This window comes from Legionella donaldsonii (assembly GCF_900452385.1).
GTDB classification, from domain to species: Bacteria; Pseudomonadota; Gammaproteobacteria; order Legionellales; family Legionellaceae; genus Tatlockia; species Tatlockia donaldsonii.
The window spans coordinates 1,150,002-1,174,142 of the sequence record NZ_UGOA01000001.1 but is presented as its reverse complement, the minus strand read 5'-3'; the positions used below and the strand labels follow the sequence as shown (position 1 = coordinate 1,174,142).

Genomic DNA, 24,141 nt, shown 5'->3' with positions numbered 1-24,141 from the left:
ACATAGTCCCCTAATTAAGTAAATATCTATCCTAAAATACCTCTATGAAGAATCAATTAGTTATTATTGGCGATACCAATACAGGTAAAACTCAACTCATACACCATCACTGCAGCTATAATTACGAACCCACACCAACTATTGGTGCAGAATACGTATTTCGCCTTAAGTCCGATTGGTTAAGTGCCTGTTGGGATATGAGTGGACACCAACGCTATAAGGACATCCATCCTTTTTATTATCACTATGCCCAAGGCATTGTTGTGGTTTTTGATTTGACGAATAGAGCAAGCTTTTCCCACGTCGAACATTATGTCAATGATGCCCAAAGACATGCCATGAAAAACCCGTTTATTATCCTGGTCGGGAATAAGTCGGATCTTCATAAACAACGAGAAATAAGTCAGGATGAAATTGATGCACTAACAATAAAATTACAAGCAGAAGCCCATAATATTATTGCCTATGTTCAAACAAGTGCGCTGACTGGTGATGGGGTTGATAAATTATTTCGCTATATCAAGAAAGCATTTACAAAAAATAGCTCGCGTTTTGAACATTCATTTTTTGCAAAAAGCAACGTTGTGAATATGCCCGTTGATATAACCGATGAAGAGATGGCAGATACCTATTTAGCAAACAGGAGTGACTCTGACCTGGCTCGAGGACATCGGTAATTGCTTTATTTCGTTGACTGCCGTCCCTGTAACTTACTGATGGCCTCTTTTAATCCAGTCGGAGAACCTATTTCATAAAAGCGTTCAAATACTTCATAACCATACAACTCTCCCCGAAGTGATAAATCATGGAAGAGTTCAGCCAGGTCAAACGGTTCTCCCTTAGGATAATGGGCCAGGAGAGATGCAGACAAAATGCTTAATCCATAATCAATATATTGCATAGTAGAAGAGGGGTTCTGTTTGTTATATTCAATAATTTTATTGTCCTTAAATAGAACATTACTGATGTCCCCCTGATTTTCATTTTTAAATACTGTCATTAAGGCAAGCTTTCCACTTTCATGAAAACTTCGCTCTACGGCTTTGAAATCAATAGGAAGATAGGAGTCACCATAAAGAATAAAAAAAGCATCACCTAAAAGCGCTAATGCTTGTCTTAATGCTCCCCCCGTCCCAAGAAGATGAGGACCATCCCAAGAATAACGTATTTGTAAATCGTAGGCAGAACCATCCCTTACGATGGCTTCAATCTGCTCACCCAAATGCCCCACACAAAGAACTACCTCTCTTATTCCTTGCTTGCGTAAATAACGGAGTTGATGATTAATAAAAAATTCGCCTGCTACTTTTACCAATGATTTAGGAATTTCCTCAGTAACAGGAAGTAAACGGGTCGCGAGCCCGCCGGCTAATAGGGCAACTGGTAAACTCATGTAAGACGTCCTCCCTTTTATTTAGGTCAATTGAGTGGCTAGTGCTCTGATAATATTTGCAGACAACTAGATATAATGATATCAATGAAATTCCCATCTCATGGGAGTATCGATTTTTGGATAGGCCATTAACAGATGATTAATAAGCAAAAAAACAATACATCGTCTCGTCTTGCAGTCATTGGCGCAGGACCATCGGGTCTGGCTGTTAGCCTTTTTCTAAAGGATACACCCGAGATCCTGGAAAGTAAAAATCATGTTGGCGGACATGCCTCATCGTTCCTCGCCAATGGCTTTACTTTTGATTATGGCCCACACATTTTATTTTCTCGTGATCAAGACATTTTAGATTTTATTGTTGCCACCTTGGGTGAGAATGTTGCCCGGTGTCGACGTAACAATAAAATCGCCTATAAAGACCGGTTGCTTAAATACCCTTTTGAGAATGATTTAAAAGCACTATCCCTGGAAGATAATTATGACTGTATTCGTCATTTTATTTTTAATCCTTATAAAGAAAAATACGCAAACCCAGCCAATATGAAAGAGTGGTTTTTAAAAACCTTTGGCGAAGGGATTTGTTCACGCTATTTATTTCCCTACAACGAAAAAGTATGGAATATCCCGGTAGAACAACTTTCAATGTCCATGGCTGAGCGTATTCCTAATCCTCCCCCGGAAGACATCCTCAAATCTTCTTTGGGGTACACGACTGAAGGTTATTTGCATCAACTCTATTATTTCTACCCCCAAACGGGCGGTTATCAAGCGATCAGTGAAGCCTGGAAGAAAGCGAATCGCATTAACTATCAATTTACCGTCGATAAGGTCCAGTTCATTAACGGCAAAATCAGATTATTTGATCGGCACGGCAGCATGAAAGAATATGATCAAGTTATCAGTACCATGCCTGTTCACCACCTCATTACCAAGTTAGATATCGCGATACCTGATGACATTCGATTCGCTGTGGAACAATTAATTGTTAACCCGATGTATGTTGTTTCGTTTGGTATCCGCGGCGTTGACAACAATCAATATACCGCGGTTTATTTTCCAGAAGCGGAATTCCTGGTCAACCGAATCAGCTATCCTTGTACCTTTTCTGCCGCGAATGGGCCCGAAGGACATTGGAGTTTACAAGCTGAAATCACTTGCGCTAAAAATTCCGCAACCTGGAACAGGCCCGATGCGGAAATATTAATGCACACTAAACTAGGTTTACAAAAGCGAAAACTATTGCCTCCTGACGACGAAATTGTTTTTGAGAAAATTGACCGTGTAGAGCATTCTTATGTTGTCTATGACGTCGGGTATGAAGAAAATATTGCTAAAGTAAGGGCCTGGTTTGCCAACTTGGGAATCTATTTATTAGGCCGCTTTAGTTATTTTGAATATATCAATGTCGATATGGCAGTCGACAGGGCCATTAAACTCGCCGCAACATTAAATGGCGATAAAGTAGATTGTCACCAAACAAAATTAGTCTATTTAAAAAATGCCCTAACTAAACTAACCGGATCTGCTTTATGCCAGATGTAAATTTCATTTTGGATTTTCAAAAAAATAAAGATTACCCCTATCTGGAAGAAATCAATGAAGGTATTGTAAAGCAAATACCCCCTGCCAAAGGATCAGCAGCTATTTTAGACGTCGGTGCAGGGAGAGGCCTCTTGGGGGCCGCCTTAGTCCAGCTTGGCTATGAGGTGTGTGCTCTGGAATCAAATGTCTTGATTGCTGAAGAAGCAAAAAAGAGAGTTCATCAAGTTATCTGTGCTGATCTGCATGAAGTGGCAACCGTGCGAGAGGTGTTGCAAGGTAAAAAATTTAACTACCTTGTTTTTTCTGATGTGCTGGAACATGTTTATGATCCCCTACAAATTTTGCGAGATTATCAGGAGTTTCTCCAACACGATGGGAAAATCCTGATCTCACTCCCCAATGTAGCAAATTGGCTTAATCGCGTACGTCTTGTTTTTGGCCTCTTTAATTACGAAATGACAGGCGTCATGGATCGTACCCATATACGCTTTTTCACCTTTCGTTCCGCTAAAAAGATGGTTAAAGCCAGTGGTTGCAATATTGAAAAGGTAGACTGCACACCATTCCTGGTGAGGGCTTTCCTACCCATTATTAAATCTCTACTCGGCCGTCAAAAAAGCGGGGATACAAACTCCATTATTACCTCACCTTATTATCAATTTTATTGTAAATTCTTATATCCTATTGAATATTGGATTAGTCGACTGATACCTGGCTTATTCGCCTTTCGTATCATCTTGGTTGCAAGCAAAATAGCTGGAGAAAAAACTGAATGAGCTTAACAACAGATCCTACAGGGAAACGTGTTACTGTTGCCATGATTACCAAAAATGAAGAAAAAGCCGTAGGAAGGGTTATTCAAGATATCAAACAGGTTGTGCCTGACGCTGAAATTGTCATTATAGATTCGAGCGCCGATCAAACAGCGACGATTGCCGAAGAAATGGGGGCAAAAGTAATTCGCCAAATTCCGCCCCGTGGCTATGGTCCAGCTATGGAACGTGCCTTACGAGAAGCAAGTCGCGAAGTGATTATTACTTTAGATTGCGATAATACTTATCCCAGCAAAAAAATTCCTGAACTTGCCTCATTAATACTTGACCAAGGCTACGACCTGGTTGATGCATCGCGACTAGGCAAAAAACCACAGGCAATGCCCTGGTCTAACTATGTTGGGAATGTCGTGTTTGCCTGGCTAGCCAGTCTATTATTTTTTAGGCATCTAACCGATCTGCACAGTGGAATGCGAGCTTACCGAAAAACCATGATTGATGCTTTACAATTCGACGCCCAAGGCGCAGCCTTACCTGTTGAACTACTATTAAAACCAATCATATCTGGTTATAAAGTACATACCGTGTTTATTGATTATCATGAAAGAATTGGACAGAGTAAAATGAATGCCTTGGATACGAGCTGGTGGACCATAAAACGCATCATTAAAGTCAGGATGCATTCATAAATTATCCCTAGGATTCTGCAGCCAAATATAAGTTAACTTTTTGATTTTTATTATTTTGTTCTTATAAATTTTAAATCTTGATTCTTAGCAAATTGCGGAACAAACCTTTTGCAACGGACATTCCGCAGCATGAAAAAGCTAAAATTAGAATTATCCCCAAGGAATTATCGCATTAGTTAAATTGAGAAAAAGATCAAGCCGATATAAGAAAAAGATCACAGCCCACAAGAGAAGAATCAGGTACCCTTGTCTCCCAAAGACCTATTGGAGAGAAGGATGCTGAATCGAGATACAGTAAGTTCAGAGCAATTGGGGCATTTAGGACTTGTTGCAGCAACGATTAGAGAATTAGGGATAATAGAGAGAATTGATGCACGCCTTGAGTTAAATGAAAAAAAAGGAGGCGTGGTAAGCTATGGTCGTCGAGTAGCGGCGATGGTTATCAATGGGTTGGGTTTTATGAATAGCCGGTTGTATATGACGCCGCATTTTTTCCAAGATAAGCCTGTGGCTCAACTGCTTGGTTCAGAACTAGACGCGGCACACCTGAATGATGACAGTCTTGGTCGCTGCCTGGATAAAATCGCAGAATACGGTGTGACCAGGCTTTATTCGGAATTGGCTTTTGAGATTGCCCGAGAAAAAAATTTACTAAGCCAGAGACTGCATTTAGACAGTACAAGCTTTGTTCTTTACGGCCGCTATGACACAGAAGAGGCCGCGCCCGGGATTGCGCAACCAGACTACGGATATTCCAAAGCGAATCGCTCTGATCTAAAGCAAGTGATGCTGTCACTAGTACAAGGAGGAGCTGCGAATATCCCCTTATGGATGGAGGCCTTAGATGGGAATAGTAGTGATAAAACAAGTTTCCAAGAGACGGTTAGGAGGGTGCAAGCGTTTACACAAAGTATTCATGGGATGCCTGATGGCCTTTGTTTTGTGGTTGATGCCGCCTTTTATGTTCCAGAGCAGTTGGCAAGCCTCAATAACGTGTTTTGGATAACCCGAGTACCTGCACAGCTTAATGAAGCCAAAGTATTGTTGAACAAGCCTTGTGATGCTCTGACCTGGGAGCCGTTTGATGCAAACTATCGTGGAAGTGTTCATGAAACGGTTCTTTATGGTATTCCACAACGCTGGGTTTTGATTGAGTCGCAACAGGCGAGGTTGCGAGAGCTAAAGACTTTTCAGAGGCATTTGGATAAAAAATCTCAAGAGCTCATTAAATCCTTATGGCATCTTGGTCACCAGGTCTTTCAATGTCCTGACGATGCAAAGCAGGCATTAAAACCGCTCATCAAATCACTCAAATACCACCAAATTCATTATGAGATTCTACCTGTTGAACGCCATACAGGGAAAGGTCGCCCAAAACCTGGAGCTCAAAAAATGGTGATTGGATATCAAATACAAGCCTGTCTTTCTACCTGTCTGGAGAGGGTGGGTGCTAAAAAAGAAACACTGGGACGCTTTATTTTGGCCAGTAATCAATGTGATAGCTCGCTATTGAATAATCATGCCATGCTTCAACAATATAAAGAGCAATCCTGTGTCGAATCAAGCTTTAAATTCATGAAAAACAATGCCTTCGAACTGGACTCTTTCTTCCTTAAAACACCTGAGCGAATTACAGCCTTGATGATGGTAATGACGCTTTGTCTCATGGTGTACAATTTTGCTCAAGCTCACATCAGGCAATGCTTAAAGGAGCATGATGAAGCACTTCCCAATCAGCTGGGTAAGCCAGTACAAAATCCCACAATGAAATGGATTGCTGAGCTGATGAACGTGATAGCTGTTGTAACCATCCTGACAAACGATCAAAAACATCGTGTGGTAACTAATCTAAAACCAGTACATCAACAAATCATTTCTTATTTTGGTCAGTATGCTCTTGAAATCTATGGACTTGCCGCAGAATCTGCGCGTGGCACAGGCTTCTCCTGCCTGGCTATTGAACAGAATAATTATAAAAATCGTTTATCTTGGTGCGAAACGTAGGTTGCAATTACAGAAAAAAAGACTTACATTACAATTGACACCGGTTACGTCCTAGCTGGAGAAATCCCCAATAATTTAGTTTAAGCCTGTATTTGATTGCATGAAGCCGAAAAATCGTTAATGAAGAAGAACCATGATGGTCTATACCAAACAACATTTGAACGAAACAATAGAAATTCTTAATCAGCTAGATATTAGTGCAATTGAACAAATGGTTACTTGCCTTGCTACCCTCAAAGAGACAGGCGGACGCTTATTCTTCCTGGGTGTAGGAGGAAGTGCCGCCAACTGCTCACATGCAGTCAATGACTTTCGCAAGATTATTGGTATTGAAGCCTATACACCGACTGATAATGTCGCAGAACTGACTGCACGAACTAACGATGATGGATGGGCAACAACCTTTGTAGAGTGGTTAAAAGTCAGTAAACTTTCAAACAAAGATATGGTGTTTATATTCTCCGTGGGAGGTGGCAATTTAATTGAAAATGTCAGCCCAAATCTTGTGATGGCCTTACAACATGCAAAAACAATAGGGGCAAAAATAACGGGGATTGTAGGGCGAGACGGGGGTTATACGGCCCAAGTAGCGGATGTCTGCATTATTATTCCAACAATTAACAAGGAAACAATAACACCGCATACCGAAGCGTTACAGGCAGTGGTTTGGCATTTGTTAGTGTCCCATCCAAAATTGAAAGACAAAACTAACATGTCGACTCGGTTTACCTGAGGAGCTCTTCGTGAGGAAGTGTGATGAATAAAAAAATTGAGCAATTGAGGGTAAAAATATTTTCCGATGGCGCTGACAGAACAAATATCCTGGAGATGCACCACAAGCCCTATATTAAAGGATGGACTACTAATCCAACCTTAATGCGCCAGGAAGGAGTATTGGATTACCAAGCCTTTGCGCAAGAAATTCTTGCCCTTATTCCTGACCAACCTATCTCCTTTGAAGTACTCTCCGATGATTTTAGTGAAATGGAACAACAGGCTCTGCAGCTTGCCTCCTGGGGAGACAATGTTTATGTCAAGATTCCAATTACCAACACACGCCGTGAAACCTGCCATGCCTTAGTTAAAAGGCTGGCAGCTCAGCAGGTTAAATTGAATATAACGGCTGTGATGACCCTGGAACAAGTTCGTCATATTACTTCAGCATTATCCCCCGAGGTACCTTGTTATATTTCCGTATTTGCCGGCCGTATTGCAGATACTGGACTGGATCCCCTGCCTATAATGGCAGAGGCTTTGGAGATTATTAAAACGAATCCCCTAGCCGAATTAATCTGGGCCAGCCCGCGTGAATTGTTCAATATCTTTCAAGCAGATGCTATTGGTTGCCACATTATTACTGTCACTAAAGATATTCTGAAAAAATTACCCTTGGTTGGTTATAATTTAGAAGATTACTCTCTCGATACAGTGAAAATGTTTTACAACGATGCGATGGCAGCTGGATTCGAGTTACCTCGTTAGGAGAGGCTATGATTATTGCGCGCAGCCCATTGCGGATTACTTTTGGTGGGGGTGGAACGGATTTACCGTCTTATTACCACGAACACGAAGGATTTTTAATTGCGGGAGCGATCAACAAATACGTTTATGTCACCGTAATGAGGCCCTTTAGTAAAGGCATATATCTTAAATATTCCGAATTAGAACATGTCAGCTGTGTGGATGAGATAAAACATCGAATCATTCGGGAAGTTTTACGATTACCCGAGCTGCATTCCAACCAAATTGAGATTGCCTCCCTGGCGGATATTCCGGCGGGCACCGGTCTGGGTTCATCCGGCAGTTTTACTACAGCCTTACTGGTCGCACTCTATGCCCATAACCACAAATTGATTTATCCACAAGAATTAGCTGAATTGGCCTGCCGTATTGAAATAGAAAGTTTGGGGGAACCAATCGGTAAACAAGATCAATACATCGCTGCTTATGGCGGCTTAACTTGTTTTACCTTTCATAAAAATGATCAAGTAACAGCAAGCTCTTTAAATATTACCAAAGATATGTTGTTTGATTTAGAAGATAATCTTTTACTCTTTTTTACGGGCTATTCCAGAAATGCGGGGAGCATTCTTCAAGATCAAAAAACCCGAACCCAGGAAGGCGATGATAAAATGCTGCAAAATTTACATTTTATCAAAAACCTGGGTTATCAGGTCAAAGAAGCCCTGGAGCAAGGCAATGGCCTTCGCTTTGGTGAGTTGATGCATGAGCACTGGGAATATAAAAAGCAGCGCTCACTTGGTATGAGTAGTGAGCAAATTAATGCCTGGTATGAGCTTGGTATGAAAAATGGCGCTGTGGGTGGAAAATTAGTGGGTGCTGGCGGCGGCGGTTTTTTAATGTTTTATGCAGCTGATCGGAATAAATTGCGTCATGCAATGCGTCGGGCAGGTTTGGAAGAAGTCCGCTTTAGTTTTGATTTTGAGGGAACCAAAGTGGTACTTTCATGAGCCAAGGAATACAATCTGCTTACCCAAACGAAAAATGGCTTTGCCGTGGGGCAATAGTTGCCTACGTCCTTATGGTATATGCTTTTTACCCAGCCTTTCATTTATCATTCAATACCGTCCCCCAAAGTTTATATCAATATTTAACGGAGAGTTTTTTATCTGGGCACCTCAATTTACTTGTTTCACCGTCGCCAGAATTACTGCAGTTAGCAGATCCTTATGATCCGACCCAAAATAGTCACCTCCGACTGCATGATGCCTCGCTGTACAAAGGGAAATACTATCTTTATTTTGGCCCCCTTCCAGTTGTCGTGTTTTACCTGCCTTTTAAGTTATTAACGGGTTTCTATCCCTCAGGCGGACTTGCCGCATTCTTTTTCCTTTCATTAGGATTTATAGTGAATTTCTTGCTGCTAATAAAAATTAAAGAACGCTATTTTCCCCGTATTTCAGAACTACAGTTAGTCTTAATGGCCTCGCTCCTGGGATTCACCAATGGGGCTCCTTTTTTAATGTCCAGGCCTATAACCTACGAAGTGGCGATCGCTGCTGCTTATTGTTTTATGAGTTTCGCTTTATTTTTCCTCTATCAAATTTTCCAACAATATAAAACAAAAGATATTGTTCTGTTCAGTCTTTGCTTATCCTTGTGTGTCGCTGCCAGACCTCATTTTGTTCTGGTCTGCTTCTTTATACTGCCTGCACTTTTAATTTATCTTGTCAGGAACACGACTAAAAACCGGTTCACATTAACGATGGCTGTCGTTATTCCAGCAGCTATTGTGGGAGGATTTTTAGCACTCTACAACTATTTGAGATTTGACTCTATTATCGACTTTGGTCATATCTGGCAACTTTCATGCAACAATATAAAAGCGTTGCATCTTGAATTAGCGACCCTGGGAAAAATTCCTCGTAATCTTGCTTATAGTTTTTATTTCTATTTTCTACAGCCATTCACTACAGGTTTGACTTTCCCCTACTTTGGACTGCTCTGGCATAATTGTTGGTACTACATTGATAAAGACTATTATCTTGAAGCAGTTGCCGGCGTATTAACAACGACTCCTTTTATTCTTTTAATTTTGGCCCTGCCCAAGCTGCTAAAAATTTATTTCAAAGAAAACAAACCAGAGAGACTTCCTTTACTTCGTTTTTTGCTCTTTACCTTTTTTATTCCTCTTATTATTGTCGTATTTCTGCTTCTTCTGCCCTTCGCTGTTCAACGCTATGAGATGGATTTCATTCCCTATTGGATCACCCTGGCAATTATCACTCTTTGGCTATACGAAGATTATGCAGGCCACTCAAAGTGGTTTAAATTAGTCAAGGTTCTTTTTATTATCTCTGCAGTCATCAGTATTTATATGGGTATCAGTTTTGGCTTGGCATACTGGATTTTAGTGTAGGATAACCTGCACCTCTTTTTGGTTATTGCTGCGTATCTCTGTCTCTGCCGTGCTCATTTACGTCATGTAAATTCTGTTCCTTCAAACAGAGTGGTCTTAAACCAACAGGTTAGGCCAACAACTCTAATTCTTTAATCATCGCCAAAACGGATGCTTCGATCGCATGGGCAGAATTTTGTTGGCAACACCATCCCAAGGAATGAATTTTCTCAGTGTTTAAACGCACCACCGGAACATCACCTTTCCACCCCCTATCACCCCCGGTAAATTGAAAATTGACTGGCTCTTTTATCTTCATGCATTTGACAACAATTTGGGCAATATCATGGACACTGATACAATCGCCAGTCGCTACGTTATAGACCTCATATTTTTTTGTTAAGTGACTATTTGCCAGTAAAACTGCCGCAATGACATCCTGAATATGGATATACGATTTGCTTTGTGTACCATCGCCTAAAATTTCCAGGGTGGTCGGATCGTTACTAAGCTTTCTTATAAAATCGTACCCTACTCCATGTGTTTGACGAGGTCCTACGACATTGGCGAAACGAAAAACGCAGGCAGTCATATCAAACATATGGCAATAACTGCAAATAAACGCTTCACTACCTAATTTACTGGCTCCGTAGGTAGAAATGGGATACATACCGCCTTGATTCTCAGGGCTTTCAATAGGGACTTCACCATAGACTCCGCTGCCTGAGGTGTAGATAATTCGTTTCACCTTTGCCAATCGTGCTGCTTCTAATACCTGGAAGGTAAGATAAATACCATCAGTAAAATCAATACTCGGTTCCTTAACCGCCCGGGCAATATCCGGATTGGCTGCAAAATGCATAACAACCTCGTGGCCTTCGATCGCCTTATTCAGTTTGTCGCTTTCTTTAACGTCACCATTAACCACTGAAAAACGCGAGTCGCCATTGTGCTGCTGATAATGCCATTCTTTACCAGAAGAAAAATTATCATACACCGTCACTTTTTGCGTTGTTTTGTCCGCTAACAAGGCATCTAAAAAATGAGAACCTATAAAACCTGCCCCACCAACCAGAAAATAAGTTTTAAAAAGCATTTTCTATCCTATCTTGGCTATGTAAATTTCATGATTGATTTAAGTTTTATCATTTCCGCAAAGGCGAAAATCTATACTTTGATTATTTAACATGGCTTTCTTAAAGAAAGATACTGCCACGAGCCTAAATATCTCTTGGCAGTACCCAAAGATAGTTTGAAGGCTATTTAAAATGCTACATTCATAGCCTGCAAATCGACTCTTTGCTCCTTCGTTGGACGAGCTGCCTCAACAATCAGAGCGGCCATGAAGCCGATCAAACCAAATGTTAGTGAGGCAGTAAGACTGGTTAGCACAGCAGGAGTCATAGCTAATCCTAAAACAGCTGCTCCAACACAGGCTGAAGTAACAGAAAAAGCAGTCCTAAAGCACAAATTGGCTGTCGAGTTTGCCACCATCGCAAGAAAAGAAGCGTTCGGCTGAAGCTCACTAATTAACATTTTTCTTATAGCCATCGCTGGAATGATTAAGAGGGCTCCTCCAAGGGCACAGGCCCCAGCCATGGTGGCAATAGATCCAACGGTAGGTATAGAATTTTCAGCTGCAGATAATAAAAGAGTACCGAAAAGACCTTTCCTGGCGTTACCTAGCGCACCAATCGCAACATCACCGGCTAATTGTACCGGGGCTCTATTTTTAAAAAAATTGGTCATCTATTTACTCATTGATTAAATTTGGGTGTTATTGTCACCATTCAACACATAATGTCAAGACACCCTTGCAGAGCATTTTTGATGATGTTTTTGATTATTTCGAATCGCCGGGTTGTAAGCCTTTCGGCCTGCAACCGACTATGTAGATTTAAAAGGAACCATTAGTTCCAAATGGAGAAGGAAACGCAGGAGGAGCAGGAAAATCGTCTTTGTCCAACCCGATCGCCATTACGTCAATGCTGAGTATATCCCAAACTTGCAGAATACACTGATCAACAAAAGTCTTTTCTTCCTGTTCCGTCGAATACACTTCTTGAAGAGCCATGTGATTACTTTTATCTTCCGATAAGATGTTTTGCAATTTATCAGTCAAGCGCTCAAACATAGCAAACCATTCCTTGAGCGCAAAAACTAATACGGTAGCGCCCAGTACACCGAAGGTGTTTATATTACCGCTCAAATAACTGATCACATCACCCAGTAAGTTAGTTTTTGAAATCATATCGTATTTGGGCGATTGCAAAAGTGCATGGATATAAATCATACAAGGTCCAGGCATACCGGCTTGAACTTGCGTCATTACTCCCATTTTTTCTAATTTTTTAAGTCTGTCATCAGCCTTAACACCACTCATTTCTTTAAGAATTGTCAGCGAAGCTAATAGATGAGCAATAGCAGGCAGGCCAGCATCAGAGGATGCGGGTATAGACAGATTGTTAAAATACTCTGAAACAGGGCTTAAAAGTCTCTCGATATAACTTGCCTCGTCGTTAGCGTCCCAATCCATCTCAGGTAACTCTGGAGCATAGTCCCCTTGCGTTATGGATTGCATATATTCCTCTACTGCATTCGACAAAGCAATCTCTCCTTCCTGAAGAGTTTCTTCTCTGGCTTGTAATTGCTTTGAATGAAAAAATTTTGAAAACATTAGTTTCTCCAATTACCGATTCTATTACCGCTTTGAATTGCATGTAATCTTACAATTTTAAACCACTATCCAAACTACAGGTCCTAATGGTAGTAGATTCTAGTTCTAGTGCCTCTGGAACATCGGATGTATTCAAAGCCTCCTCTAAATATCTTCTCCATGAATTTTTTTGATCCCAGGCAGATTGAGGATCCAAAAAATGGCACTCGTCAGTTTGGTGTGGTAATCGGCTTAACTCGCTTAATGCCTCTTGTCCCTGAGCAAATGCCTGTTCTATAGCCCGCTCCCCTGCTTCTTCTAACATATTACCTAATTCTATCATATGAGGCGGACATAGATATCGACAATGATGAATCTCCAGATAGCGTGCTTCCAATATAGAATAGGAACCCGTTGCCATGGAATATTGGGCATCACGCAAGCCACGCATTAATATTTGCGTGTTTTTGGTGCGAGGTATAACGCTACAAGAGAAGTCACGCTGAGCACATATTAATTTCCATCGCTTACACGCTTCGCTTTCCTCGATTGCACCAATCAGTAGGACTGGATACTCCTTTGGATCCACTTTTAAAGCAATCTGTTGTAAAAACTCTTCCCCAGGGGCACCTGGCGCATCTTTACTGCAATAAATAACAATCAATTTATCTTTGCCTGTCTCCCCTACACTGTCCAAATGTGGTTCATATGCAGTACCAATATGGGATTTCCACTTATTTCGTACTTCACGATCTTCAATCGAGAGTTTCGTTAAAGTGGGTAATAGCGGAAAACCGCCTCTAGCGCCAATTCCAGGTTGTAATGCAAAGACATGGGAGTATTTCTGCTTGTCTTGCAGGGCGGTCAGGAAATTATTGACATTAATACTCATTCCAGGCACACAACTTAGTACTATTTTACAGGTAATAGGAATTTCTAGTGCTGCCCTTAAGTATTGTGCAGTGATAGGCTTTTGCGCATGAGCCCATCCGGCCATTACAAATAAATCCAAGCTCTTTGTCAGTTCTGTAAAGCTTTGCCAGAATATTCTGTCTGTGCTGAAATTTTCAGGTATTTGAGCAAAATAATCTTCTACCAGGTTATATTCTTCTTCGTTCATCAGTAATTCTGGAGGTATATAACAGGTAAAAGAGGTGATCATTCTAAGCTCATCATTGCTTAAAAGTTTTGCTGCCCCACTCGCCTTTTTTCGCAGTTGTTGTAGGACTTTTGAAGCCGCAAATTCCAGGGAGAATTTTTTAGGCTTTGAATCATCTATAGTTTTATAGTAATAAATACTCTTATTCTTTAAGACATATAAAGGAAAGTCTTTCTCGCTTCCTGAGTGTTGCAGCGCAATATAACAGTTTCTTTGTTCCAACTTCGGTGGTTCTGTGGATTTTAATGTAAGGGGTACTATTCGCTTAGCTTCTTTCTTATATAAATGATACCCGTCTTGAGCTTTAATATACCAGGTTACAGTAGCATCCAAGGTATTAAGCGATTTATAGCTCTCTATTGTTTTTTGGCCAATATCCAAGTACTTGCATTTTATGCCAGTAACGCTTTTTTCAAACGAGCTTTCGGCTGTTAAGAATAGCCAAACTTGTCCTTCTAATCCTTTTTCTTCCAAATTTTTTAGCCATTTTGTTCTAATTTTTTTAGCCCGCGCCTCCGATGCTGTATCATAGCTAAGGCATAAATGGACTTCCGTGCCTTTTTCCAACTGTTGCAGCAGATAGAATTGAAGAATATTTAAGAGGGCCTCATCTCCGCCAGTATCATTTTCAAGTCTTGTATAAAGCAATATTCTCATGTGAATCTGTTACCGATTTAATTTTAGACATCAATTTGGTCGCATATTGTACTCAATGAGTATTAATGATTTATTAAGTGATCAAATTAATCTTTTTGAAACGTAATTACATAGAAAATATTAGAAATTTTCTTATTTTCGATGAGTGGCCTAAATGACTTCTCGCAGAATGAAAGTTCCTCTAGATAAACTTGCCCATTCATTATTACCAAGTATGATTCTAGGGTATCACTATAAATTATAAGGACTATCCATGTTACGAACTGTACAAGAACTTTCTCTTGAAATGGCAGAGGTAATGGCCGAGCAGGCGGAAAAATATGCTGTTAAAAATAATATACGTATTGCTATTGCCATCATGGATAATCACGGTAATTTAAAGTTATTTAAAAGAATGGATGGCAACAATTTTGTTAGTGTTCGTATGTCTCAATTGAAAGCGATGACTTCTGCCAGTATTCCAATTTCTACCAAAGAGCTGGCAGAACGAAATAATACTTATTCCAATAGTCCTTATACTTCTGTTCCAGACATCGTTTTCCTCGAAGGCGGGCTAGCGATTATTAGCAAGGCAGGCCAGCATTTAGGCTCAATAGGTATTAGTGGAGCCAATCCTGAACTGGATGGTCTCTGTGCGCGAGCAGCGCTTGACGCAATCCAAGACTACTTATAGTACTTACTCAAACCAGTAAAATAATCCAATTAACCTGGTGAAAATTAAAAACTATTTTATATAATGAATAGCAAGTAAAGATGCCTGTCTGGATGAAGTGACTGACACTATGGATCAGAACCATTCTACAATGCTCTTCTTGCAACCTGATAGAACGATCTCATGAGAGCATATAGAATTTTTCAGCAAGCTTCATCTGGTAAACCTGGGGCACAACCGTTGGTGAAAAAACTAGCTTATGCATTCATTGGTTTAGGGAGTCTTTACTTCAATAATCTTTATGCCATCCCTTCACAGGCTGCAACATTAAATTATTCAAGCGGGGTAGGTACTCCCGTCACTACGACAACTGCAGATAGTTTGAATAAGGGCAGTTGGTCGTTTAGTGGAAGATCAGAATATTATCGCCTTAATCCGTTGTCAGATCAGACCTTATTAGAGGATCCCATATCAGAAAGTCAATTAGCTCTTTTAGTTAATTACCTGATGATCAACTATGGCCTAACCGATAATCTCACAATGGGTGCAACGCTGCCTTATACCCGCAATTATCAATTACGTACCGCATTTCCTGATGAAGAAGGTTTTTTTTCTCAGGTAGTTAATCTGGGAGATGTATCCGGTATAGCCGATGCGAACCTTTTTGGGTTTTGGCACGTGATCGATGATAACAAATTTCCCTTGTCAACTGCGCTTATTTTCGGTGTTAACGCTCCTACCGGTAGAACCAATGCAATGACTTCTTACGGGGTACCTTTTGCCGCTGCGGATCAACCAGGTAGCGGCTCCTGGAACCCTTTCGCCGGTTTAATTTTTTCTAAAAAATTGGGAGAATTTTCACTCAGTGCTGATTGTATTTATACTCACACAACCCAAGGTACCCAAGAAACGCTGTTAGGTAAAATAGTGGATTATAATTTTGCAGTAGTTTATCCCCTGGTTACTCAAAATAATAAAGAGAAAAATCTCAACTACTCCATTGATGGTATTGTTGAGTTAAACGGTGAATACCTTACTCAAGATAAAATTGCGGGAATGAGCGATCCTAATACCGGAGGTAATAGCCTCTTTTTCTCGCCAGGATTCAGAATTAATCTGGGAGATAGTGTCTCCTTCTATTTTTCTGCCGGTTTTCCTATTACTGAAACACTACGCGGAACACAGGTAAAATCAAAATACGGGATAATTGGTGGCATTGATCTCATGTTATAAGATCCCTTTTCTTGCTTAAACCAATGGGGCTCTTTCCAAGCTCGCTGTGGTAGAGGTCTAATGAACGACTTTTAGTTCCGGCTCTCCAAAACCAGGCTCATTAACAACCTTGGTTTGTTCACGAATCATGAGGAGAAAAGGAATAAATCCCAGAGCTAATACGAACGATAATTGATATAAACCCACCCATCCCAACCACATTTGCAACATTGCGGCAACAGGACCCGAGAAAACGCGTGGTAGGGTTGCTAATGCCACTAAGAGAGAAAACTGGGTTGCAGTAAACGACTGATTTACCAAACGCATAAAAAAGGCAACCAGAGCAGTTGAACCCATACCCGCAGCAAAATTATCACAAACAACTGCCGTAGCAAACAAAGGTAAATTTTTACCACTTATTGCCAGAGCAATAAACAAGACATTGGTAATTGCCTGAATTAAACCAAAAACAAGTAAGGCACGAAATAATGACCAGCGAATTAACAGTAAACCAGCAGCCAAACCGCCTAATAGAATGGAGCTGATACCCATCATTTTATTAACATAACCAATAGTATCTAATGAAAAGCCAACCCCTTGAATTAAAAATGGCATCACAATACCACTTGTTGTGGTTGTAAACGCCTCCCCTAATTTGTAGAACAAGATAAATAACAGCAAGGGAACAATACCGCGCCTTTTGCCCAGTTCTTTCAGTGGTGCAACAAACGATTCCACAAAATTGATTTGATTTTCATTATGTTTTGAAGGCTCATTACTCCACAAAGTCGCAATGACACCCAATAACATGAGAAACCCCATCAGGCGATACGTAAACGCCCAACCGAAATTCTTAGCGATAATTAAAGCAAAACCACCAGCAACAAGCAGAGCAAAACGATAACCAAAAACCGCTAATGAAGCGCCGATGCCATGCTCAACGACAGGTAAATATTCAACGCGATGCGCATCAATGGCTACATCTTGAGTAGCCGAAAAACAAGCTAACATAAATGCAATAACCGCCATAAGTTCTGGCGCTGTATTGGGTGAAAACCATGCCATGACATTAAAGCCAATTAATAAAGCAAACTGCATAATCAAAATCCAGCTTCGTCGCTTACCCAGTGACGAAAGTGAATAACGATCAAGTAATGGTCCCCAAGCAATACGGTAGGCATAAGGCAAACTAACCAGACTCAGCATACCAGTTGCCAGTACTGACATACCTGTATCAGCAAACCAGGCTTGCAAGGTACTACTGATTAGCGCTAAAGGAAGCCCTGAAGAAAAGCCCAATAAAAAAACGATCAATAGGCGTTTGTTCATGCTTTAAAATACTCAAGAAAGGTGAAAGCAAACTCACCCTCAACGCTACGCACCGAGGGTGAATTGAATCAATTAAGCGTCAGATTTCTTGACAGAAATCAGATGAATTTTGAAAATCAATGTTTCATTAGGTCCGATTGGGCCACCAACACTACGTGGACCATAGGCAAGACCGGCAGGAACATAGACTTCCCAAGTAGAACCGGCAGGCATTAATTGTAATGCTTCAGTCCAGCCAGGGATAACCTGTGATACTTTGAAAGTAGCAGGCTTACCCGTTTTTTCAGTGCTATCAAAAACCTGGCCATCAATTAACTTGCCAGTGTATTCAACAGTGACGGTGTCATCTTTTGCTGGTTTTGCACCAGTACCAGTCTGGATTATTTTGTATTGTAACCCGCTTGGCAAACTAACTACGCCTTCTTTAGCCTTATTCTGGCTCATGAACGCTTCACCTTTCGCTTTATTTTCTTCAGCTTTTTTAGTGAATTCAGCATTTCGTTTTGCCATTAGGTCTTTTTGAAATTTATTTAAAACGTCTTTCATTTGTTGTTCAGTCAGCAACAGTTGACCACCACTCATGCCGTCTTGTAATCCCTTAGCCATAGCAGCAGGACTGATTTCGATGCCTTGCTTCTTAAAATTCTTACCTAAATCAGCGCCAATGCTATAAGACAACTTATCCATGTCACTATTTAATGATGTTGTAGCTGTCGCATCAGCTGCAGCAATTGTCGTTGACATTGCCATACTTATGACAGCTGCCGCGACCAGTCTCATCTTCATAAACAATCCCCTTTTTGTCTGTCGTCAGAATAGAACTTTGCAAAAATGCCCATTCATTCTGCCTAAATTCTAATGAAATTACCAGTAACCGTGTAAGCAATCTAATATTATTTGTGGTGAATTTTATCTTTGGTACCGATTTATGTTGTTTGTGTGCAATTTTCCTTCTAAAATTGTCATTATTTGGCGTGAATTTGAGTTTAAAATATGAGTATCAGCTTATTTGATTTGTTTTCCATCGGTATTGGCCCATCGAGCTCACATACCGTCGGTCCAATGCTCGCTGCCAATGCTTTTTTGGATTTATTAGAAAACAAAGAGAAACTTAGTGATACAAACCGAGTAAAAATAGAACTTTATGGTTCTTTAGCCTTAACGGGTAAAGGTCATGGTACAGATAAAGCTATTCTAAACGGTTTGGAAGGCAAAATGCCGGAAACCGTAATTCCCGAAACGATGATTCCGCGCATGAAGGAAATTATCGCTTCCCAACAACTCTATCTTGCTGGCAAAAAAAATATTTCGTTCACCGAAAGCAACGATTTTCTATTTTTGCAAAAGGAATTGTTACCTAAACACAGTAATGGAATGCGTTTTTCAGCCTATGACCATGCTGGAAAAACCCTATTGACTCAAGTTTATTACTCCATCGGTGGTGGCTTTATTACTACAGAAGAAGCCTTTGACCACCCTGCTGCCGATAATAATCCTCCCCCTTATCCATTTACTACGGCGCGTCAACTATTAAAATTATGCCGAGATAATCAATTGACTATTGCCGAATTAATGATGGCTAACGAACGAACCTGGCGAACTACTCAGGAAATCCAGGACGGAATCCTTGCCATTGCCAAAGTCATGGATGAATGTATCGAAAATGGTTGCCATCATCCTGGGATTTTACCTGGTGGCTTACAGGTTAAACGCCGTGCCCCTGATTTATATCAAAAACTTATCGAGCATAAAGGCATTCCCAGCATATTTGAACAATCAGACATTATGAACAAGCTTAATTTGTACGCAATGGCAGTCAATGAAGAAAATGCCGCCGGCGGCAGAATTGTTACGGCCCCAACCAATGGCGCAGCAGGTATTATTCCAGCGGTAATGAAGTATTGCCAGGAAGCGCACGATCGCTTAAACAAAGAAGATATCTATACCTATTTTCTTACCGCAGCAGCCATCGGTATCCTTTACAAGGAAGGTGCGTCTATCTCTGGTGCGGAAGTGGGTTGCCAGGGTGAAGTCGGTGTTGCCTCTTCCATGGCAGCAGCAGGCTTGACCGCCGTCTTGGGCGGTACCATTGAGCAAATCGAAAACGCTGCTGAAATTGCTATGGAACATCACTTAGGCATGACCTGTGATCCCGTTCTGGGCTTAGTTCAAATTCCTTGCATAGAGCGCAATGCCATGGGCTCAGTTAAAGCAGTCAATGCTTCTCGTATGGCACTTATTGGTGATGGCCAACACCAGATTTCACTCGATAAAGTGATAAAAACCATGAAAGAAACGGGTAAAGACATGCAGAGCATTTACAAAGAAACCTCAATGGGTGGATTAGCTGTTAATCATCCTGAATGCTAAGGTAGACAGGTACACGAATGAGAGCTTCCGCCCAGGCATTTCCTCTTCTATCTGCAGCGACTTAGTGATATGACATAGTTTAAGGTGCAATGGCATTGGCGATGTCAAATTACCTTTTAGTATGCACAAATCCTTTGTTTCCAGGAAAAAATTACCCTACTCTTGGAGCCTCAAATCCGCCATTTAGCATACAAAGCTTTTAATAAAAAACAGGCATTATATTTCATTATTGAAACACCATTTTTTTGCTAAACATTTTTTGTAATACCAACAGAGCAGTAATCAATAGCCACATTGCGGTAAGAACTTCCACAAAAGCCTGAAGCGGACTATCCCCTAAATATCCCATGACCACCACCGCCAATACAGCCGAGGACATATTAATGAAGCTCATCATGGCAGAAGCGCTAGCTTTATCAGGCAAAGCGTTAGAAGCGATCAATGAACCGCCCGCAAAGAGTAAACCACCAAATAAATATAGACTTAAGGTACTAAGAAAGAACCAGACTGCAGACGATGAATTCTCATGGAGCATAGCCAGTAAGCTGATTGTACCCACAGCACAACCAATCAGCCCAAGAACGATAACCTGCATGGCCGGAAATCGATTTAATAAGAATTTTGCCCCCAATCCACCCAAGAGCATGCCTAACATATTAGCAAGATTCCAATAGCCATATTCAGCAGCCGAAAGATAAAGTAAATCATTCGCTATTTGCGGCCCTGCGGCTGAAAAGCAATAACTAATTACCGAACACAATCCAACTACCAAAGCAAATAAAACCAGAGTATGCGATGCTAGAGCCTGTTTATAAGCAATCATGATTGTCTGGATATTAATTGCCTGTTTGTTTTTGAGCGTCTCCTTAAATAACCAGGTCCCAGCTAACATAAGCGTACCCTGGATGAATAAGAGCAGAAAACAGTCTGTCCAATGCCAATATTCTGTAATAAGTCCTCCTAACGTGACAGCCAGACCTATTCCCAGAGTAAACGACAAAATCGTGTAAGCCATTGCTGTTTTTCGTTGTGATTCAGCTAACCATTCGTTAATTAACATCAAGGTACAAGCCAATCCGCTTGCACTTCCTAAAGCACTTACCAAGCGACCGGTAATTAGCAAACCATAAGAATGGGTTATCAAGCAAAGAAAACAGAGTAAAATACCGATTAAATTAATGCTTAATCCTACTCGTAACGCAACTAATCTACCCCAACGATTGGCTAGTGGAGCATAGATTAGCTGGCCAAGAACATAGCCTAGTAAAAATGCCGAAACGACCCACTCTATTTCGCCAGTCTGTAGACCAAATTGTAATTGGATCTGCGGCAAGGCTGGAGTCAAAATTGCTGAAGAGAATGAAGCAATGGAAATATAGCTTAGTAACCAAGCGATTCGAAGATTAGAAACCATGATTAATCCTTCTACTCATAACTGTAGAAGACATTATAGTAATTAATTATTTTTCAATAAATCTGGTTTTAAGTTAACAATTGTTAACTTAAAATTAATTATTGATGATTAATTCGTAGGCTGGAGCAGGTGTAGTTCCGTAAAAAGAATCGCTTATCGCGTAACCAATCACAGCCGCTAATTCACCATTGATAAAAACTAAAGGAATTTGACCACGTAGCCAGGGAGGGACCTGCCATTCTTGTAATAATTTTTTTAGCTGCTTGCTTTGCCCATGCCAATGAAATAATTCCCCTCCCTGGCGAAATCGAATCTCAATTTTGCTTTGCGGCGGGACAATTAGACCTTTATCTTTAACACTCGCAAATAAAATACCTGACTCACCTAAATCAAGAGGCTTAGGGAATGAAGTCCAGGTTATTGCCAATGGAGAAGACTCAACCTGTCGTTTTAGCAAATACAATGTGTCCTGATAACGTCGAACATTGACATCGTCCCAGCTAATTTCTGGATTAGCATCTTGACTGGCATGAATCACTTCGTTGATTAGCCGATTGAATGTTACTGTATTTGGCAATCTCACCTGATTTGCCTTAAACCATAAGCGTAAAATATTGGTAATACGAGCCTGAGATAAATGAGAAAAAGTAGAGATAACTAACTCGCTGCTCGCTTGTGCAAGTGCTGGACAGTCTATTATCGCCAAATCATCTAAGTTCGCCTGGGCTTGCTGGCAGTGGGTCGACGTCCGTGCCAAACTATTAATGATCCCAGGCCATCGTGCGGATAGTAAAGGCAAGACTTGATGCCTGATATAATTTCTGGAAAAACCAATATCCTCGTTACTTTCATCATCTATCCATTGTAGCTGATTCAATCGAGCATAGTTTTCCAAGGTTTGGCGTGAATGGTGTAAAAAAGGCCGTAACAAATTCCCTTGCATGAATTCTTTCTCAACAGCCATTGCGGATAAACCCTCAATACCAGCACCACGAAAGAGTTGTAATAGCAAGGTTTCTGCCTGATCATTCAAATGGTGTCCTAACACTAAACAATCCGACTTTTCAAGCAATTGAGCAAACACCTGATACCTTGCTTTCCTGGCCATTTCTTCGATATTACTCTGGCGTGCAAATTCAACCGATTTGGTAATCAGAGGTATTTTAAGTGTGGCGCAAACCTGTTGGCAATGCGCCTGCCAAACCAATGCATTAGGACTGAGTCCGTGATTAATATGAACGGCTGTCAATTTAGGCAATAGTGCAGGCTCTATAGCCAAGCGTTGTAACAAGACGGTGGAATCAAGCCCTCCACTAAAACCAACAAAAATCCGATGGTAACGCTCTAATTGCGTTAGCCAGTCGATTGTTAGCAAAGATTGTGTCAACAAGCCCCCATTGCCATAAATTTGTCGTAGCGTTGGTTCAAAAGCTCTTCTACAGAAAGATTTTTCAACGAACGTAATTCATCAATAAGAACTTCCTTTAACCGAGCAGTCATATCAAGCACATTACGGTGAGCCCCACCCAGCGGTTCAGGGATTACCTTATCGACTAAACCTGACTCAAGAATTTTATCAGCAGTAATCCCCATGGCCCGAGCAGCTTCACTTGCTTTAGCGGCATCTTTCCAGAGAATAGAAGCACAACCTTCTGGGGAAATAACGGAGTATATGCCATATTGCAACATGAGCACGCGATTACCCACGCCAATAGCCAAGGCACCACCTGAGCCTGCTTCACCGGTTACGGTACAAATGACTGGCGTCTTCAGTTTGGCCATCTCTAATAAATTTCGCGCAATAGCTTCTGATTGGTTACGTTCTTCAGCGCCAATACCAGGATAAGCACCCGCTGTATCAATAAACGTAAAAATAGGAAGCTTGAATTTTTCCGCCATTTTCATTAAACGCAGCGCTTTGCGGTATTCTTCTGGCCGAGCCATACCAAAGTTACGATAAACTTTTTCTTTGGTACGTTTACCTTTTTGATGCCCCAAAACCATAACCGCTTCACCGTTTAAACGAGCTACACCACCAATAATGGCAGGCGCAGCAGAATAGTGCCTGTCACCATGTAACTCTTGAAAATCGGTGAAAATGTGCTCAATATAATCGGTAGTTTGCGGACGCAATGGATGTCTAGCCATTTGCGCAACCTGCCAAGGCTCCAGATTAGAAAAAATATTTGCAGTTAATTCTTCACACTTTGCTTCAAGGCGCGCGATTTCTTCGCTCAAATTGACTTCATTGTCACTACCTACCATCCGCAGCGCTTGAATTTTCTGATTTAACTCTTCAATAGGTTGTTCAAAATCTAAAAATTGTCGACTCATTCAGTTACTCGTTGGCGAATTTTATTTTCATGCGCTATGATAACCGCAACTGCTTTTTGACGCCACCGTTGATAACATTCTATAGTCACTCTTTGTTA

22 protein-coding genes are annotated in these 24,141 nt (G+C 40.9%); 12 read left to right on the top strand and 10 right to left on the bottom strand.

Going from position 1 to position 24,141, the window contains the following annotated elements; genetic code table 11:
• Nucleotides 1–44 precede the first annotated feature (44 nt).
• Entirely contained in the window at nt 45–677 is a 633-nt protein-coding gene (locus tag DYC89_RS05560; RefSeq protein WP_115220874.1) for a Rab family GTPase, read from the top strand.
• Nucleotides 678–682: 5 nt separating this feature from the next.
• Here DYC89_RS05560 and DYC89_RS05555 read toward each other — a convergent pair whose 3' ends face one another.
• The gene (locus tag DYC89_RS05555; RefSeq protein ID WP_115220873.1) at nt 683–1,393 is read right to left on the bottom strand and encodes a nucleotidyltransferase family protein; all 711 of its coding nucleotides are present in this window, start codon (nt 1,391–1,393) and stop codon (nt 683–685) included.
• Between the two features lie 135 nt (nt 1,394–1,528).
• Between DYC89_RS05555 and DYC89_RS05550 the strand changes: the two genes are divergently transcribed.
• The 8 genes from DYC89_RS05550 (at nt 1,529) to DYC89_RS05515 (ending at nt 10,281) form a co-directional block, all read left to right on the top strand.
• Entirely contained in the window at nt 1,529–2,935 is a 1,407-nt protein-coding gene (locus tag DYC89_RS05550) for a protoporphyrinogen/coproporphyrinogen oxidase (RefSeq protein ID WP_115220872.1), read from the top strand.
• Nucleotides 2,923–3,711, top strand: coding sequence for a class I SAM-dependent methyltransferase (locus DYC89_RS05545; RefSeq protein WP_115220871.1), 789 nt, complete (start codon nt 2,923–2,925; stop codon nt 3,709–3,711). The genes DYC89_RS05550 and DYC89_RS05545 overlap by 13 nt, the downstream gene beginning before the upstream one ends.
• On the top strand, nt 3,708–4,397 hold the full coding sequence (locus tag DYC89_RS05540; RefSeq protein WP_115220870.1) for a glycosyltransferase family 2 protein: 690 nt from the start codon (nt 3,708–3,710) through the stop codon (nt 4,395–4,397). The genes DYC89_RS05545 and DYC89_RS05540 overlap by 4 nt, the downstream gene beginning before the upstream one ends.
• Nucleotides 4,398–4,673: 276 nt before the next feature.
• On the top strand, nt 4,674–6,401 hold the full coding sequence (locus DYC89_RS05535; protein WP_115220201.1) for an IS1634 family transposase: 1,728 nt from the start codon (nt 4,674–4,676) through the stop codon (nt 6,399–6,401).
• Between the two features lie 133 nt (nt 6,402–6,534).
• Complete coding sequence (locus tag DYC89_RS05530) at nt 6,535–7,134, top strand: SIS domain-containing protein (protein ID WP_245953953.1); 600 nt, start codon at nt 6,535–6,537, stop codon at nt 7,132–7,134.
• A gap of 23 nt (nt 7,135–7,157) precedes the next feature.
• Nucleotides 7,158–7,883 (top strand): transaldolase, encoded by a 726-nt coding sequence (locus tag DYC89_RS05525; protein ID WP_115220869.1) that lies wholly within the window; start codon nt 7,158–7,160, stop codon nt 7,881–7,883.
• Between the two features lie 8 nt (nt 7,884–7,891).
• Nucleotides 7,892–8,872: a galactokinase gene (locus DYC89_RS05520; RefSeq protein ID WP_115220868.1), complete on the top strand. Its 981-nt coding sequence runs from the start codon at nt 7,892–7,894 to the stop codon at nt 8,870–8,872.
• Nucleotides 8,869–10,281 carry a hypothetical protein gene (locus tag DYC89_RS05515; protein ID WP_115220867.1) on the top strand — a complete coding sequence of 471 codons (1,413 nt, stop codon included), beginning with the start codon at nt 8,869–8,871 and terminating at the stop codon, nt 10,279–10,281. Before DYC89_RS05520 ends, DYC89_RS05515 begins: the two co-directional genes overlap by 4 nt.
• Nucleotides 10,282–10,390: 109 nt before the next feature.
• Here DYC89_RS05515 and DYC89_RS05510 read toward each other — a convergent pair whose 3' ends face one another.
• From DYC89_RS05510 to DYC89_RS05495, 4 genes are all read right to left on the bottom strand, one after another.
• Nucleotides 10,391–11,356, bottom strand: a complete 966-nt coding sequence (locus tag DYC89_RS05510) for an NAD-dependent epimerase/dehydratase family protein (RefSeq protein WP_115220866.1) — start codon at nt 11,354–11,356, stop codon at nt 10,391–10,393.
• A gap of 167 nt (nt 11,357–11,523) precedes the next feature.
• On the bottom strand, nt 11,524–12,009 hold the full coding sequence (locus DYC89_RS05505) for a hypothetical protein (RefSeq protein WP_115220865.1): 486 nt from the start codon (nt 12,007–12,009) through the stop codon (nt 11,524–11,526).
• Between the two features lie 148 nt (nt 12,010–12,157).
• A complete protein-coding gene (locus DYC89_RS05500) occupies nt 12,158–12,937 on the bottom strand; it encodes a hypothetical protein (protein WP_115220864.1) in 780 nt (259 codons plus the stop codon).
• A 49-nt stretch (nt 12,938–12,986) separates the two neighbouring features.
• Nucleotides 12,987–14,732 carry a hypothetical protein gene (locus DYC89_RS05495; protein ID WP_147285480.1) on the bottom strand — a complete coding sequence of 582 codons (1,746 nt, stop codon included), beginning with the start codon at nt 14,730–14,732 and terminating at the stop codon, nt 12,987–12,989.
• Between the two features lie 253 nt (nt 14,733–14,985).
• Between DYC89_RS05495 and DYC89_RS05490 the strand changes: the two genes are divergently transcribed.
• On the top strand, nt 14,986–15,405 hold the full coding sequence (locus tag DYC89_RS05490) for a GlcG/HbpS family heme-binding protein (RefSeq protein WP_220271770.1): 420 nt from the start codon (nt 14,986–14,988) through the stop codon (nt 15,403–15,405).
• 162 nt (nt 15,406–15,567) lie between these two features.
• Entirely contained in the window at nt 15,568–16,617 is a 1,050-nt protein-coding gene (locus DYC89_RS05485; RefSeq protein WP_115220862.1) for a transporter, read from the top strand.
• Nucleotides 16,618–16,674: 57 nt separating this feature from the next.
• Here the strand turns inward: DYC89_RS05485 and DYC89_RS05480 are convergent, their stop codons facing one another.
• Complete coding sequence (locus DYC89_RS05480; protein WP_115220861.1) at nt 16,675–17,925, bottom strand: AmpG family muropeptide MFS transporter; 1,251 nt, start codon at nt 17,923–17,925, stop codon at nt 16,675–16,677.
• A gap of 72 nt (nt 17,926–17,997) precedes the next feature.
• The gene (locus tag DYC89_RS05475; protein ID WP_181879329.1) at nt 17,998–18,711 is read right to left on the bottom strand and encodes an FKBP-type peptidyl-prolyl cis-trans isomerase; all 714 of its coding nucleotides are present in this window, start codon (nt 18,709–18,711) and stop codon (nt 17,998–18,000) included.
• 207 nt (nt 18,712–18,918) lie between these two features.
• On the opposite strand from DYC89_RS05475, the gene DYC89_RS05470 reads away from it, so the two are divergent.
• Nucleotides 18,919–20,295 (top strand): L-serine ammonia-lyase, encoded by a 1,377-nt coding sequence (locus DYC89_RS05470; protein WP_115220859.1) that lies wholly within the window; start codon nt 18,919–18,921, stop codon nt 20,293–20,295.
• A 226-nt stretch (nt 20,296–20,521) separates the two neighbouring features.
• Here DYC89_RS05470 and DYC89_RS05465 read toward each other — a convergent pair whose 3' ends face one another.
• From DYC89_RS05465 to DYC89_RS05455, 3 genes are all read right to left on the bottom strand, one after another.
• Nucleotides 20,522–21,709: an MFS transporter gene (locus DYC89_RS05465; protein ID WP_115220858.1), complete on the bottom strand. Its 1,188-nt coding sequence runs from the start codon at nt 21,707–21,709 to the stop codon at nt 20,522–20,524.
• A gap of 94 nt (nt 21,710–21,803) precedes the next feature.
• Nucleotides 21,804–23,096: a tRNA lysidine(34) synthetase TilS gene (gene tilS / locus DYC89_RS05460; RefSeq protein WP_115220857.1), complete on the bottom strand. Its 1,293-nt coding sequence runs from the start codon at nt 23,094–23,096 to the stop codon at nt 21,804–21,806.
• Complete coding sequence (locus DYC89_RS05455; RefSeq protein WP_115220856.1) at nt 23,093–24,043, bottom strand: acetyl-CoA carboxylase carboxyltransferase subunit alpha; 951 nt, start codon at nt 24,041–24,043, stop codon at nt 23,093–23,095. Before DYC89_RS05455 ends, tilS begins: the two co-directional genes overlap by 4 nt.
• Nucleotides 24,044–24,141 lie beyond the last annotated feature (98 nt).